Source organism: Stutzerimonas nosocomialis (genome assembly GCF_005876855.1).
Taxonomy (GTDB): domain Bacteria; phylum Pseudomonadota; class Gammaproteobacteria; order Pseudomonadales; family Pseudomonadaceae; genus Stutzerimonas; species Stutzerimonas nosocomialis.
Map to the genome: position 1 here is coordinate 25,250 of NZ_QLAE01000005.1, position 13,437 is coordinate 38,686.

A 13,437-nucleotide genomic window follows, 5' to 3' on the forward strand; every position below is an offset into this window, starting at 1 on the left:
GCGCAACGAGATGCAACAGCGCGGCGCAGGTGGGTGCGTCGGTTGCGCTCGGCAGGGCCTTACTCTAACCTGCGCCGCTTGCCTCAGGTGTCCGCTGGCCAAGCCAGACGGGTGAAACAGGGAAGCCGGTCCATTCTCGCGAAGATTCCGGCGCTGCCCCCGCAACGGTAGGCGAGTCGAGAACCCTAACATGCCCGAGACGCACGCGTCGCACGGCAAGGGTTGCAACAGATGCGTGGCGGCCCTTGCGGCCCGCGCGGTCTCGCTCGCAAGCCCGGAGACCGGCCTGTCGCAGTCCATGGCATGCCGCGCGTGCCTGTCGGGCGCATTGCCGCGTCCCTCGGGTGATCGCCTGCCTTTGCATGAGTCGTGCGGGTGGCACGACGGAGACCCGACCGTGTTGCGCACACCGCTTTGCCTGCCGTCGACTTCGCCTCGACCGGCCGTTTTGCTTCGGTCCTCCCTCGCCGGGCTTTCGCCTCGTCCCGCCGCCGATTACCGCGTCCGCCACCTTGCGTCATGCAGGGGTCCGTCGCGGGCGAATCCGAGGAGTGACACCCCATGAGTGAGTCAGACGAGCGCGACGCCCGCCACCGGGTGCGCATGCTGCGCAAGAAGGCCGTGATCGACGGCAGGATCGCCCAGGCCCGGGACGAATACGGCCTGCTGCTGGTGCATACCGGCAACGGCAAGGGCAAGAGCAGCTCCGCCTTCGGCATGGTCGCGCGCGCCCTGGGGCACGGCATCAGGGTGGGCGTGGTGCAGTTCATCAAGGGCGCGGCGAGCACCGGCGAGGAAGCGTTTTTCCGGCGCTTTCCCGACGAGGTGCGCTACCACGTGATGGGCGAGGGCTTCACCTGGGAAACCCAGGATCGCCAGCGCGACCGGCTAAAGGCCGCCGAGGCCTGGCAGGTGGCCGTCTCCCTGCTGCGCGATCCGGCCATCGGCCTGGTGGTGCTCGATGAACTCAACATCGCCCTCAAGCACGGTTACCTCGACCTGGAGCAGGTGCTGGCCGACATCGAGTCGCGGCCGCTGCTGCAGCATGTGGTGGTGACGGGGCGTGGCGCGCCGGACGAACTGATTGCGGCGGCCGATACCGTGACCGAGATGAGCCTGGTCAAGCACGCCTTCAAGGCCGGGGTGAAGGCGCAGAAGGGGGTCGAATACTGATGCCCGCCTGCACGCCTCGGCGCCGCGCGCCATGAACGATCGCCACTGCCCGGCGCTGCTGATCGCCGCGCCCGCTTCCGGCCAGGGCAAGACCACCGTGACCGCCGCGCTCGCCCGGCTTTACAGCCGTCAGGGCAAGCGGGTGCGGGTGTTCAAGTGCGGCCCGGACTTCCTCGATCCGATGATCCATGCCCGCGCCAGCGGCCAGCCGGTGTACCAGCTGGATTTGCGCATGGTGGGCGAGGCCGATTGCCGGCGCCTGCTCTGGGACGCGGCGGGCGAGGCCGACCTGATTCTCATCGAAGGGGTGATGGGGCTGTTCGACAGCAGCCCTTCGGCCGCCGATCTGGCGCGCCTGTTCCAGATTCCGGTGCTGGCGGTGATCGACGGCTCGGCCATGGCCCAGACCTTCGGCGCCATGGCCCACGGCATGGCCACCTACCAGCCGGACCTGCCGTTCTCCGGGGTGCTCGGCAATCGCGTTGGCAGCCTGCGCCACGGCGAGATCCTGCGCGCCGCGGTGCCGGACGGGATTCGCTGGTACGGCGCCTTGCCGCGCAGCGCCGAGTTCGAGCTGCCGAGCCGACACCTCGGGCTGGTCCAGGCCGAGGAACTGGCCGATCTCGATGCCCGCCTGGATGCGGCGGCCGATGCCCTGGTGGCCAGTTCGGACGTCAGCCTGCCGCCCCCGGTGCGCTTTGCCGCGAGCGCCGCGCCGACGGTGGAGCGGCTGCTCGACGGCGTGCGCATCGGCGTCGCGCGCGATGCCTCCTTCGCCTTTCTCTACCAGGCCAACCTCGACCTGTTGCACGCGCTGGGCGCCGAGTTGCGCTTCTTCTCGCCGCTCGCCGACGCCCGGCTGCCCGAGGTGGACAGCCTGTACCTGCCCGGCGGCTACCCGGAACTGCACATGCGAACCCTGAGCGCCAACACCGCCATGGCGACCGCGATCGCCGCTCATCATGCGGCCGGCAAACCGATGCTGGCCGAGTGCGGCGGCATGCTCTATCTGCTCGATGCGCTCACCGACCTGTCCGGCGAACGGGTACCGATGCTCGGCCTGCTGACGGGCGAGGCGGTGATGCAGAAGCGCCTCACCGCGCTGGCGCTGCAGGAAGTCGAATTGCCCGAGGGCCATCTGCGCGGGCATACCTTCCACCATTCGCGGCTCGAGAGTCCGCTGCAGCCCGTCGCGCTGGGTGAATGCCCGAATTATCGGCGCACCCGGGAAGCGGTGTTTCGCGATCGCCGCCTGACCGCGTCCTATATCCACTTCTACCTGCCGTCCGATCCCGCCACGGCGGCGGCCCTGTTGCGTCCATGAGCCGGCACGCATACAGCGCCGAGGCGCGCGCGGCCATCTACCGGGTGATCGGCGAGCGCCGCGACATGCGTCATTTCATCCCCGGCGAGGTGGAGCCGGCGCTGCTGGCGCGCCTGCTGGAGGCGGCGCACCAGGGGCCCAGCGTCGGCCTGATGCAACCCTGGCGGTTCGTGCGCATCACCCGTCCGGCCTTGCGCACGGCCATCGGCGAGCTGGTCGAGCAGGAGCGGCTGGCCACGGCCGAGGCGCTGGGCGAACGCGGCGCCCAGTTCATGCGGCTCAAGGTCGAGGGCATCCGCGATTGCGCCGAGCTGCTGGTCGCGGCGCTGATGGAGGGGCGCGAGCCCTACGTGTTCGGCCGCCGCACCCTGCCGCAGATGGATCTGGCATCGCTGGCCTGCGCGATCCAGAATCTCTGGCTGGCGGCGCGCGCCGAGGGGCTGGGGATGGGCTGGGTGTCGCTGTTCGATCCGCTCGCGCTGGGCCGGCTGCTCGGTATGCCCGACGATGCGCAGCCGGTGGCGATCCTCTGCCTGGGGCCGGTCGAGACGTTCTACACGGCGCCGATGCTGGCGCTGGAAGGCTGGGCGCAGCCGCGGCCGCTGCAGGAGCTGCTGTTCGAGAACCAATGGGAGCAACGATGACGAAGGGATCACCCTGCGCCGGCCACAGGCAGGTGCGCGCTTGAGCCTGTTTCTGACGAGCGCCGCCGCGGTGGCGCTCGATGCGCTGCTGGGCGAGCCCCGGCGCGGCCATCCGCTGGTGGCCTTCGGTCGGCTGGCCGAGCGGCTGGAGCGGCGTTTCAACGGCGCGCAGGAGACCGGCGAGGCGGGGCGCGGCTGGCGCAGCCATGGCGTGACCGCCTGGTGCCTGGCGGTGCTGCCGCTGACGCTGCTGGCCTGGCTGCTCAGCCTGTTGCCGGGCATCGGCTGGCTGGTGGAAATCGTTCTGCTGTACCTGGCGCTGGGGCTGCGCAGCCTCGGCGATCACCTGATGCCGGTGGTGGCGGCCTTACGCAGCGGGGATCTGCCGCAGGCGCGTCGTCGCGTGGGTTATATCGTCAGCCGCGATACCCGCGAGCTGGACGAGACCGCGGTGGCGCGCGCGGCCACCGAGTCGGCGCTGGAGAACGGCAGCGACGCGGTGTTCGCCGCGCTGTTCTGGTTCGTTATCGGCGGGGCGCCGGGCGTGGTCCTGTATCGCCTGAGCAACACCCTCGATGCCATGTGGGGTTACCGCACGCCGCGCTTCGAGCGTTTCGGCTGGGCGGCGGCGAAGATCGACGACCTGCTCAATTACATCCCGGCGCGCCTGGTCGCCCTGACCTATGCGCTGCTCGGCCGCTGGGATGGCGCCTGGCGCTGCTGGCGCGAGCAGGCGCGGTACTGGGACAGCCCCAACGCCGGGCCGGTGATGGCCGCGGGGGCCGGCGCCCTGGGCGTTTCGCTGGGCGGCCCGGCGATCTACCAGGGGCAGCTCCACGAGCGCCCGTTGCTGGGCGAGGGGCCTGCGCCACAGGCGCGGGACATCGAACGCGCGCTGGATCTGGTCTGGGCCGGGGTCGGCCTGTGGCTGGTGGTGCTGTTGCTCGGAGACTGGCTGAGTGCTTGAGCATGGAGGACGCCTGCGCGCCGCGGCGGCTCGCCATGGCATACCGCTGGCCGACTGGATCGACCTGTCCACCGGCATCGCCCCCTATGGCTGGACCCTGCCGCCCATCCCGGACAGCGCCTGGATGCGCCTGCCCGAGCCCGACGACGGTCTCGAAGCGGCGGCCCGCGCCTATTACGGCGCCGACGCGGTACTGCCGGTCGCCGGCTCCCAGGCGGCGATCCAGGCCTTGCCCGGGCTGCGCCCGAGGGCGCGGGTCGGGGTTCTCTCGCCCTGTTACGCGGAGCACGCCGAGGCCTGGCGCCAGGGCCATCACCTGCAGGAAATCAGCGAGGGTGCGATCCCGCGTGCGCTGGAGCGGCTCGACGTGCTGGTGGTGGTCAACCCCAACAACCCTACCGGGCGCCTGATTCCGCCGCAGCAACTGCTCGACTGGCATGCGCAACTGGCCGAGCGCGGCGGCTGGCTGATCGTCGACGAGGCGTTCATGGACTGCACGCCGCCGTTCAGCCTGGCCCCGCACAGCCAGTTGCCGGGGCTGATCGTGCTGCGCTCGTTCGGCAAGTTCTTCGGTCTTGCCGGTGCGCGGCTGGGGTTCGTGCTCGCCGAGACGAAACGGCTGCAGGCCTTGTCGGAGCGGCTGGGTCCCTGGACCGTGAGCGGCCCGGCGCGCGTGCTCGGTACTGCGCTGCTGAACGACGGCGAGGGCCAGCAACGGCAGCGCGAGCGCCTGCGTCGGGACGGCCAGCGCCTGGCCATGCTGTTGGCGCATCACGGGCTGCCGGTGACCGGCGGCTGCGCGCTGTTCCAGTGGATCGCCCACGCCGAGGCCCGGCTGCTGTACGAGCTGCTCGCCTGCAACGGCGTTCTTGCCCGGCTGTTCGAACAGCCGCTCAGCCTGCGTTTCGGCCTGCCGTCGCACGAGGCGGCCTGGGCGCGCCTGGAACAGGTACTGGCAGCCTTCGCGGATCAGCACGCATGACCACCTTGATGGTGCAGGGCACCACTTCCGATGCGGGCAAGAGCACCCTGGTGACGGCGCTGTGCCGCTGGCTCAGGCGCCAGGGCGTGGCGGTGGTGCCGTTCAAGCCACAGAACATGGCGCTCAACAGCGCGGTCACCGCCGACGGCGGCGAGATCGGCCGGGCTCAGGCCGTGCAGGCCCAGGCCTGTGGCCTGGCGGCGCACACCGACATGAACCCCGTGCTGCTCAAGCCCAACAGCGACGTCGGCGCCCAGGTCATCATCCACGGGCGGGCGGTCACCAGCATGGATGCGGTCGCCTACCACGAGTACAAGCGCGTGGCCCGCGAGGCGGTGCTGCAATCCCACGCCCGGCTGAGCGAGGCCTATCAGGTGGTGATGGTGGAGGGCGCGGGCTCGCCGGCGGAAATCAACCTGCGCGCCAACGACATCGCCAACATGGGCTTCGCCGAGGCGGTGGACTGCCCGGTGATCCTGGTGGCCGATATCGACAAGGGCGGGGTCTTCGCCCACCTGGTCGGCACCCTGGCGCTGCTCTCGCCCAGCGAGCAGGCGCGGGTGCGGGGCTTCGTCATCAACCGCTTTCGCGGCGACATCGCCTTGCTGCAACCAGGTCTCGACTGGCTGCAAGCGCACACCGGCAAGCCGGTGCTCGGCGTGCTGCCGTATCTCACCGACTTCCACCTCGAGGCCGAGGATGCCATCGACGCGCGGCAGTCGAGCAAGCCCGGCGAAACCCTGAAGGTGGTGGTGCCGGTGCTGCCCCGGATCAGCAACCACACCGATTTCGATCCGCTGCGCCTGCACCCTCAGGTGGATCTGCGCTTCGTCGGCCCCGGCGAGCCGGTTCCGCCGACCGACCTGATCATCCTGCCGGGCTCCAAGAGCGTGCGGGCCGATCTCCAGTTCCTGCGCGCCAACGGCTGGGAGCGGGTCATCGCCCGCCATCTGCGCTACGGCGGCAAGCTGCTCGGCATCTGTGGCGGATTGCAGATGCTCGGCGAGCGCATCGCCGACCCGCTGGGGCTCGAGGGCCCTGCCGGCGAATGCGCCGGGCTCGGCCTGCTGGCGTTCGGCACCGAGCTTAAGGCGCAGAAACAGCTGCGCAACGTCAGCGGTCGGTTGTGCCTGGACGGCGCCCAGGTGAGTGGTTACGAGATACATGCCGGCGTCAGCAGCGGCCCGGCGCTCGAACGGCCGCTGGTCGAACTGGCCGATGGCCGTACGGATGGCGCCTTGAGCGCCGATGGCCAGATCGCCGGCACCTACCTGCACGGCCTGTTCGAGCGACCCTCGGCGAGCGCCGCGCTGCTGCGCTGGGCCGGCGTGGCGCAGGTGCAGGCGGTCGATTACCAGGCGCTGCGCGAGCGCGACATCGAGCGGCTGGCCGATCTGGTCGAGGCGCATCTGGACGTCGTTCGGCTGCGGGCGCTGTGCGGGTTGCCCGGACCTGACGTTCCCATTGCCTGCCCAGGAGGCTCGAAACCCACATGATCGATCTGATTCTCGGCGGCGCCCGTTCCGGTAAGAGCCGCCTGGCCGAAAGCCTGGCCCGGGACAGCGGGCTGCCCGTCACCTACGTGGCCACCAGTGAGCCGCTGGATGGCGAGATGGCCGAGCGCGTGGCCCAGCATCGGGCGCGTCGTCCGTCCAGCTGGACGCTGGTGGAGGAACCGTTGCAGCTGGCCCGCGTGCTGGCCGAACAGGCCGGCGCCGGACGCTGCGTGCTGGTCGATTGCCTGACGCTGTGGCTGACCAACCTGCTGCTCGCCGAGGACAGGACGCGGCTGGCGGCCGAGCGCGATGCGCTGCTGGCGGTGCTCGAGGATGCGCCGGGGCGGATCATCCTGGTCAGCAACGAAACCGGGCTTGGCGTGGTGCCGCTGGGCGAGCTGACCCGGCGTTACGTCGACGAGGCGGGCTGGTTGCACCAGGCCGTGGCCGAGCGCGCCGAACGGGTCATCTTCACCGTGGCCGGCCTTCCCATGATGCTCAAAGGAGCCCTTGCATGACCGATCGATGGTGGAATGCGCCGTGCAGGACGGCGGACGATTCGGTGCGCCGCGCCGCCGAGGCCCGGCAGAACCAGCTGACCAAACCCCGCGGCGCGCTGGGCCGCCTGGAGACGCTGGCCGTCGAGCTGGCGGCCATGCAGGGCCGCGAGCGCCCAGCCGTCGAGCGCGTCTGGGTCAGCGTCTTCGCCGGCGACCATGGTGTGGTGGAAGAGGGCGTGTCGGCCTACCCGCAGGCGGTGACCGGCGAGATGCTGCGCAATTTCGTACGTGGCGGGGCGGCAATCAGCGTCCTGGCCAAGGCCCTCGGTGCGCCGCTGGAAGTCATCGACCTGGGGCTGGCCTGCCCGATCGAACCCCTGCCGGGTGTCCTGCAGGTGGGGCTCGGGCGCGGCACGGCGAACATGACCCGCGAGCCCGCGATGACGGCCGAGCAATGCGCCGGGGCGCTGGCGGCCGGACGCGACAGCGTCGCGCGCGCCCAGGCGGACGGCGCCCGGCTGTTCATCGGCGGTGAAATGGGCATCGGCAACACCACGTCCGCCAGTGCGCTGGCGGCCGCCTTGCTCGATGCCGCGCCGGCCGACCTGTGCGGCCCCGGCACCGGTCTGGACGCGGCCGGCCTGCGGCGCAAGCGGGCAGTGATCGACGCGGCGCTGGCGTTGCACGGTCCCCTGGCGTCGCCGCCGGTAGAGGCCCTGCGCCGCCTGGGCGGATTCGAGATCGCGGCACTGACCGGCGCCTATCTCGCCTGCGCGCAGCAGGGCGTGCCGGCACTGGTCGACGGCTTCATCTGCAGCGTGGCGGCGCTGTGCGCGGTGCGGCTCAATCCGGCGTGTCGCCCCTGGCTGATCTTTGCCCATCGTTCGGCAGAGCCGGGGCATGTCGCCGTGCTGCGGGCCCTGGAGGCCGAGCCGCTGCTGGAGCTGGGGCTGCGCCTGGGCGAGGGCAGCGGCGCGGCGCTGGCGGTGACGGTGCTGCAGCAGGCCTGCCTGTTGCACGACGGCATGGCGACCTTCGCCGAGGCGGCGGTCTCGGACCGCCCCGCATGAGCATGATCGAGCTGCTGCGCCATGGCGAGACCGAGCGCGGCGGCGGTTTTCGCGGCAGCCTCGATGACGCCCTGACCCCGGCCGGCTGGCAGCAGATGCGGTGTTCCATTCGGAACGCCGGGCCCTGGGATGTGCTGGTGACCTCGCCCTTGCAGCGCTGCGCCGCCTTCGCCCGCGTGCTCGCCGACGAGCGTCGGCTGCCGCTGGAAGTCCATGCCGACCTGCGCGAGCTGCATTTCGGCGAGTGGGAAGGGCGCAGCGCCGTCGAGCTGATGGAGACGGCGGCGGACGACCTGGGGCATTTCTGGCGTGATCCCTACCGTTTCACGCCGCCGGGCGGCGAGCCCCTGGTCGCCTTCGAACGACGTGTCCTGGGCGCCCTGGCCGAACTGCGCGGGCGACATGCGGGCCGGCGACTGCTGCTGATCACCCACGCCGGCGCCATGCGCCTGTTGCTGGCGAGGGCGCAGGGCTTGCCCCGCGAGCGGCTGCTCGAGGTGGTGGTCGGCCATGGCGAGTTGCATCGGCTGGAGGACCGCTTCCATGCACCGGCCTGACCACGTCGGCGGCGTTCGATCGACCGAGGGCATCCCATGCAGGCGTTGCTGATCGCGGTGCAGTTCCTCACCTGCCTGCCGGTTCGCCTGTCCGGCATGCCGACAGCGGACGCCATGGGCCGCTCGTTGTTGTACTACCCGCTGGTCGGCGCGCTGCTTGGCGCTCTGCTGGTCTTCGCCGCCGCGATGCTCGACGGTGCGCCCGCCTTGCTGCAGGCCGCGCTGCTGCTCGCGGTGTGGGTGGCGCTGACCGGCGCGCTGCATCTGGACGGCCTCGCCGACGCCGCCGATGCCTGGCTCGGCGGCTTCGGCGATCGCGAGCGCACCCTGGCGATCATGAAGGATCCGCGCAGCGGTCCCGCGGCCGTGGTCGTGCTGGTCCTGACGCTGCTGCTCAAGTTCGCCGCGCTGGTCACCCTGATCGAGCAACAGCAGTGGGCGGCGCTGCTGCTGGTACCGGTACTCGGCAGAAGCGCGCTGCTCGCGCTCTTTCTCAGCACCCCATACGTGCGGGCCGGTGGGCTCGGGCAGGCGCTGGCCGAACACCTGCCCAAAGGACCTGCCAAGGCGGTGCTGGTGGCCGTCGCGCTGTTCGCCCTGGCGCTTGGCGGCGGGTGGCCGCTGCTGGTCGGTATCGTGCTGTTCATCCTGCTGCGGCACTGGATGATGGCGCGCCTCGGTGGCACCACCGGCGATACCGCCGGCGCGCTGCTGGAGCTGCTCGAATGCGCCCTGCTGGTGAGTCTGGCGCTTGGCTGACGGCGCTGGCCGGCAGGACGACGTTTCCGCCTGATCCGCTGCGACGCGGGCCGCCTTCGAACGGCCGCTTGGCTGAACGCCCCGCCTGCGCTAGCGTTCGCTGCATCTATCGCCGTTCGTGAGTCGACCCATGTCCCGCCATGCCCCTGCGCTGTTGATCATCGACATGCAGAAAGCCATGCAGCAGGTGGCCGCGGGTCCGCGCAACAATCCGCTGGCCGAACGCAACATCGCCGATCTGCTGCACGCCTGGCGCCGCGCCGAGCGCTGGGTCGTGCACGTGCGGCACCTGTCGCGTTCACCGCAGAGCCTGTTCTGGCCGGGGCAGCCCGGCGCCGAATTCCAGGATGAGCTGGTGCCCCTTGCGCATGAACACGTGGTCGACAAGAACGTCCCCGACGCCTTCACCCACAGCGGGCTCGAACGCTGGCTGCGGGTGCGCGACATCGAGGCGCTGGTGATCGTCGGCGTCAGCACCAGCAACTCGGTGGAATCGACCGCCCGAAGCGCCGGAAACCTGGGCTTCCGCACCCAGGTGGTCAGCGACGCCACCTTCGCCTTCGCAAAGACCGACTACTCCGGCGTGCGTCGCACCGCCGAGGACGTCCACGCGATGTCGCTGGCCAACCTGGGCGGCGAGTACGCACAGATCCTCGACACGCGCGAGGCACTGGCGCTGCGCTGAGCGATTCACCCCCACGACAGGCGACAGGGATGCGAACCATGAACGATGTGAGGATTGGCCTGATCGGCGATTACTGCACCGAGGTTTCCGCAGGCCTCCTGGGGGCCTGCAGCCTGTGTTGCCATTGTCGTTTCAGTTCTGGCGGCGTAGCGTGGCCATCATCCGAGTCGAGGGAAAATCCATGAAAGCCGTCCTGCTTGCCGTTGCACTCTGGGCCATCGCCGGTTCCCCGGCCTATGCCGAAAGTTGCCCCGCGATGCTGCAGCATGAGCTGCCGGCCCTGCGTTCGAAGGAGACGCTGGATCTGTGCGAGCGTTTCGCGGGCAAGGCGCTGGTGGTGGTGAATACCGCGAGTCATTGCGGTTTCGCGCCGCAATTCGAGGGGCTCGAGGCGCTTTACCAGCGCTACAAGGGACAAGGTCTGGAGGTATTGGGCGTGCCGTCGGACGATTTCTTCCAGGAGTCCGACGATCCGGAGGAGACGGCCAAGGTCTGCTACGTCAACTATGGCGTGACCTTCGCCATGGCTGCGACCCAGCCGGTGCGCGGCAGCGATGCGACGCCGCTGTTCCGCGGGCTGGCCGAGCAGGCCGGACAGGCGCCGCGCTGGAATTTCTACAAATACGTGGTCGACCGCCACGGCAAGGTGGTCGCGTATTTCCCCAGCAAGGTGAAGCCCGATGACCCCGAGCTTCTCGCCGCGGTCGAAAGGGCATTGCGGCCCTGAAAGAAAAAGCCCCGGCGGACCGGGGCTTTTTTGCATCAGAAGCGGTAGCTCAATGCAGCGCCAAAGCCGTGGGCGCTGTTCTCGTAGGTAGCGTTGTAAACACCGCGCGTCGGGCTTTCGCGGCGAACCTTGGTGTCTTCTTCCCAGAGATACGAGTAGGCCAGGTCGACCGTCACGTCGTCGGTGGGGTTCCAGGCCAGGCCAAAGCTAACGGCCGTACGGTCACCGCTCGGAATGCGCGGCGAACGGTGGACGTTGTTGGTCGGGCTCTGATCGAACGCCAGGCCGGTCCGCAGCGTCCATTCGCGGTTCAGCTTGTAGGCTGCGCCGACTGCGTAGGACCAGGTGTCATGCCAATCCTGCTCTTCGATGATGGTGTGCAGGCTGCTTGGCAGTGCTGCCGACATCCCCTCGTTCTCGATCACGATGGCTTCGAAGCGGCTCCAGCGAGTCCACATCGCCCCGGCATAAAGCGTCCAGTCGTCGTTCAACTCGTGGGTCAGCGAGATATCCACTGATTCGGGAGTGGTCACATCCAGCGAGGCATCATACTTGGTGCCGGAGAGTTGGCCGAAGCCCACGCCGGTAATCCTCGTGTCGCCTTCTAGTTTGTATTCCACTTTCGAATGGTAGGTCACGCCCATCCGGGTATGCGGGGTGAACTCGTACAGTACGCCGAGATTGAAACCCAGGGCCGTATCGTCGCCCTTGACCTTCACCCGGCCATCGTTCAGCCCTGGAGTGGTCTGGTTGAGGGTCGCGCTCTGCAATTCGCCATCGATACGGTTGATGGTCGGGCCGAAACCAACCGACAGTTGCTCGTTGAAGCGATAACTTACCGTCGGCTGTACGGTGATAACGCGTACTTCGCTGTAGTCGCCGAAGTAGCGGCCTTCGAAGCCGCCCTCATAGTCGGTGATCATGCCGAACGGTACGTAGACACCTACGCCCAGAGCCCACTTGTCGTCGATCGGCCTGACGTAGTAGCCCATCGGGACGGCAGTGAATGGGACCATATCGCCGTCGTTGGAGCCATTGCCGGGCAGACCGCTGGTGTTCTTGATATCGGTCTTGGCATGAATCGCCGCCATGCCGAAGCTGACTTCCTCGCGCTTGAGGCGCGACATGCCGGCCGGGTTGCCGAACAGGGTCGTGGCGTCGTCGGCGGACGAGGAGCGTCCGGCGAACGAAGTACCCATGCTGCTGATGCTTTGCTCGTTCAGCGCAAAACCCGCTGCCAGCGCCTGCCCGGACAAGGCTCCGATGGCAAGCGCGAGGGTGGTTTTGAACCATGTTGTTTTTTTCATTTGGTACTACTCCTGTAGGAATGCGGGCTGGACCCCGTGGCGTTCGTGGTCCTTGCGCTTGAGCCGACTCATCGCCGAAAAAGGGCTGACGAAGCCGAAACGTGCGCAATTTTAGAGTCTTTCGAGCAGAAACTGCTCGGGCGGTTCGTGACCGTTCGGCCACTAAACCTCAATCAAACCGGCGCTCGGGCGACGAGCGCGTTCGATTCGTTCCGGTCATGCAATCGGTCGCTGGGGATTGGTGATCCATTCGCTCCAGGACCCCGCATAGAGCCGGGGCAGGCCAAGGCCGGCAAGGCTGATGGCGAACGCATTATGACAGGCAGTCACGCCCGATCCGCAATACACGACCGTCTGTTGCGCGGGTTTGTCGGCCAGTACCGCCTCGAAACGCTGGCGAAGTCGCTCCGGCGGCAGGAACCGGCCGTTCGCGTCCAGGTTGTCGGTGAACGGCATGCAGGATGCGCCGGGGATGTGTCCGGCCACCGGGTCTATCGGCTCGACCTCGCCCAGGTAGCGTGGCAGGGCGCGCGCGTCGAGCAGGGCCAGTTGCTGGTCGTCGAGGCGCCGCGCGAGGGTGTCGGCGTCGATCAGCAGGTCGGGATCGGGACGGCCGGTGAATTGCCCGGCGCCGGATTCGGGTGTTTGTGCATCCACGGGCAGGCCGGCTTCGCACCAGGCCTTGAAACCACCGTCCAGCAGGTACAGCCCGTCACGCTTGCCGAGCCAGAGCAGCAACCACCAGGCGCGAGCGGCAAAGGCGCCGGGACCGTCGTCGTAGAAGACGATCTGGCTGCCCTGATCGATGCCCCAGCGGCGCAGCGTGGCCTGCAGCGCGTGCGGGTCCGGCAGCGGATGGCGTCCGGTGATGCCCGGCTTCACGGGCGCGGAAAGGTCCTGCTCGAGGTCGGCGAAAACGGCTCCCGGAATATGTCCCTGGGCGTGGCTGCGGCGGCCGTAGTCGGGGTCGTCCAGGGCGAAGCGGCAATCGAGGACGACCAGACCCGGCTGGTCCAGGCGCTCGGCGAGCCGATCGGGCGTCATCAGTTGGGCAAGGGGCATGGCACTCATCTCCGGCGGACGGGGCTGCCATCATAAGCCCGGGCGCGAGCCGGGCAAGGTCGCGCCGGCCCAGGCGATGCGCGCCGATGCGCTCGCGCCTGGCAGCGGGACGCATGGCTGCAATGGTCAGGCCGGCATCAATGCCCCGTTGATCGTTCCGCTCGATATATACTTCCGGGTTCGT

At 69.0% G+C, this 13,437-nt stretch carries 14 protein-coding genes and 1 riboswitch; of the genes, 12 read left to right on the forward strand and 2 right to left on the reverse strand.

Annotated elements, in window-relative coordinates:
* The first annotated feature begins 68 nt into the window (after positions 1–68).
* A riboswitch (cobalamin riboswitch) is annotated at positions 69–304 on the forward strand.
* A gap of 257 nt (positions 305–561) precedes the next feature.
* The 12 genes from cobO to DN824_RS04285 all read left to right on the forward strand — a co-directional run bounded on the left by cobO (position 562) and on the right by DN824_RS04285 (position 10,884).
* Positions 562–1,173 carry a cob(I)yrinic acid a,c-diamide adenosyltransferase gene (gene cobO / locus DN824_RS04230; RefSeq protein WP_138407097.1) on the forward strand — a complete coding sequence of 204 codons (612 nt, stop codon included), beginning with the start codon at positions 562–564 and terminating at the stop codon, positions 1,171–1,173.
* A 31-nt stretch (positions 1,174–1,204) separates the two neighbouring features.
* Positions 1,205–2,497: a cobyrinic acid a,c-diamide synthase CobB gene (locus tag DN824_RS04235; RefSeq protein ID WP_138407098.1), complete on the forward strand. Its 1,293-nt coding sequence runs from the start codon at positions 1,205–1,207 to the stop codon at positions 2,495–2,497.
* Positions 2,494–3,141 (forward strand): 5,6-dimethylbenzimidazole synthase, encoded by a 648-nt coding sequence (gene bluB, locus DN824_RS04240; protein WP_138407099.1) that lies wholly within the window; start codon positions 2,494–2,496, stop codon positions 3,139–3,141. The genes DN824_RS04235 and bluB overlap by 4 nt, the downstream gene beginning before the upstream one ends.
* A 40-nt stretch (positions 3,142–3,181) precedes the next feature.
* Positions 3,182–4,108 (forward strand): adenosylcobinamide-phosphate synthase CbiB, encoded by a 927-nt coding sequence (gene cbiB, locus DN824_RS04245; RefSeq protein ID WP_138407100.1) that lies wholly within the window; start codon positions 3,182–3,184, stop codon positions 4,106–4,108.
* A complete protein-coding gene (gene cobD, locus DN824_RS04250; protein ID WP_138407101.1) occupies positions 4,101–5,090 on the forward strand; it encodes a threonine-phosphate decarboxylase CobD in 990 nt (329 codons plus the stop codon). Before cbiB ends, cobD begins: the two co-directional genes overlap by 8 nt.
* On the forward strand, positions 5,087–6,586 hold the full coding sequence (locus DN824_RS04255; protein WP_138407102.1) for a cobyric acid synthase: 1,500 nt from the start codon (positions 5,087–5,089) through the stop codon (positions 6,584–6,586). Before cobD ends, DN824_RS04255 begins: the two co-directional genes overlap by 4 nt.
* A complete protein-coding gene (gene cobU / locus DN824_RS04260; RefSeq protein ID WP_138407103.1) occupies positions 6,583–7,104 on the forward strand; it encodes a bifunctional adenosylcobinamide kinase/adenosylcobinamide-phosphate guanylyltransferase in 522 nt (173 codons plus the stop codon). The genes DN824_RS04255 and cobU overlap by 4 nt, the downstream gene beginning before the upstream one ends.
* Complete coding sequence (gene cobT / locus DN824_RS04265) at positions 7,101–8,156, forward strand: nicotinate-nucleotide--dimethylbenzimidazole phosphoribosyltransferase (RefSeq protein ID WP_138407104.1); 1,056 nt, start codon at positions 7,101–7,103, stop codon at positions 8,154–8,156. Before cobU ends, cobT begins: the two co-directional genes overlap by 4 nt.
* Positions 8,153–8,713, forward strand: a complete 561-nt coding sequence (locus DN824_RS04270) for a histidine phosphatase family protein (RefSeq protein ID WP_138407105.1) — start codon at positions 8,153–8,155, stop codon at positions 8,711–8,713. The genes cobT and DN824_RS04270 overlap by 4 nt, the downstream gene beginning before the upstream one ends.
* A 36-nt stretch (positions 8,714–8,749) precedes the next feature.
* Entirely contained in the window at positions 8,750–9,472 is a 723-nt protein-coding gene (locus DN824_RS04275) for an adenosylcobinamide-GDP ribazoletransferase (RefSeq protein ID WP_138407106.1), read from the forward strand.
* Between the two features lie 130 nt (positions 9,473–9,602).
* Positions 9,603–10,157 (forward strand): cysteine hydrolase family protein, encoded by a 555-nt coding sequence (locus tag DN824_RS04280; protein ID WP_138407107.1) that lies wholly within the window; start codon positions 9,603–9,605, stop codon positions 10,155–10,157.
* Between the two features lie 181 nt (positions 10,158–10,338).
* Positions 10,339–10,884, forward strand: coding sequence for a glutathione peroxidase (locus DN824_RS04285; protein WP_138407108.1), 546 nt, complete (start codon positions 10,339–10,341; stop codon positions 10,882–10,884).
* A gap of 35 nt (positions 10,885–10,919) precedes the next feature.
* Here DN824_RS04285 and DN824_RS04290 read toward each other — a convergent pair whose 3' ends face one another.
* Complete coding sequence (locus DN824_RS04290) at positions 10,920–12,191, reverse strand: OmpP1/FadL family transporter (protein ID WP_138407109.1); 1,272 nt, start codon at positions 12,189–12,191, stop codon at positions 10,920–10,922.
* A 216-nt stretch (positions 12,192–12,407) separates the two neighbouring features.
* Positions 12,408–13,253, reverse strand: coding sequence for a sulfurtransferase (locus DN824_RS04295; protein WP_138407110.1), 846 nt, complete (start codon positions 13,251–13,253; stop codon positions 12,408–12,410).
* Positions 13,254–13,437: the final 184 nt, after the last annotated feature.

What these genes read in the sequence shown, in the direction of transcription:
- cobO (WP_138407097.1), top strand. Translation starts at nt 562, where the DNA reads ATGAGTGAGTCAGACGAGCGCGACGCCCGCCACCGGGTGCGCATGCTG.
- DN824_RS04235 (WP_138407098.1), top strand. Translation starts at nt 1,205, where the DNA reads ATGAACGATCGCCACTGCCCGGCGCTGCTGATCGCCGCGCCCGCTTCC.
- bluB (WP_138407099.1), top strand. Translation starts at nt 2,494, where the DNA reads ATGAGCCGGCACGCATACAGCGCCGAGGCGCGCGCGGCCATCTACCGG.
- DN824_RS04255 (WP_138407102.1), top strand. Translation starts at nt 5,087, where the DNA reads ATGACCACCTTGATGGTGCAGGGCACCACTTCCGATGCGGGCAAGAGC.
- cobU (WP_138407103.1), top strand. Translation starts at nt 6,583, where the DNA reads ATGATCGATCTGATTCTCGGCGGCGCCCGTTCCGGTAAGAGCCGCCTG.
- cobT (WP_138407104.1), top strand. Translation starts at nt 7,101, where the DNA reads ATGACCGATCGATGGTGGAATGCGCCGTGCAGGACGGCGGACGATTCG.
- DN824_RS04270 (WP_138407105.1), top strand. Translation starts at nt 8,153, where the DNA reads ATGAGCATGATCGAGCTGCTGCGCCATGGCGAGACCGAGCGCGGCGGC.
- DN824_RS04275 (WP_138407106.1), top strand. Translation starts at nt 8,750, where the DNA reads ATGCAGGCGTTGCTGATCGCGGTGCAGTTCCTCACCTGCCTGCCGGTT.
- DN824_RS04280 (WP_138407107.1), top strand. Translation starts at nt 9,603, where the DNA reads ATGTCCCGCCATGCCCCTGCGCTGTTGATCATCGACATGCAGAAAGCC.
- DN824_RS04285 (WP_138407108.1), top strand. Translation starts at nt 10,339, where the DNA reads ATGAAAGCCGTCCTGCTTGCCGTTGCACTCTGGGCCATCGCCGGTTCC.
- DN824_RS04290 (WP_138407109.1), bottom strand. Translation starts at nt 12,191, where the DNA reads ATGAAAAAAACAACATGGTTCAAAACCACCCTCGCGCTTGCCATCGGA.
- DN824_RS04295 (WP_138407110.1), bottom strand. Translation starts at nt 13,253, where the DNA reads ATGCCCCTTGCCCAACTGATGACGCCCGATCGGCTCGCCGAGCGCCTG.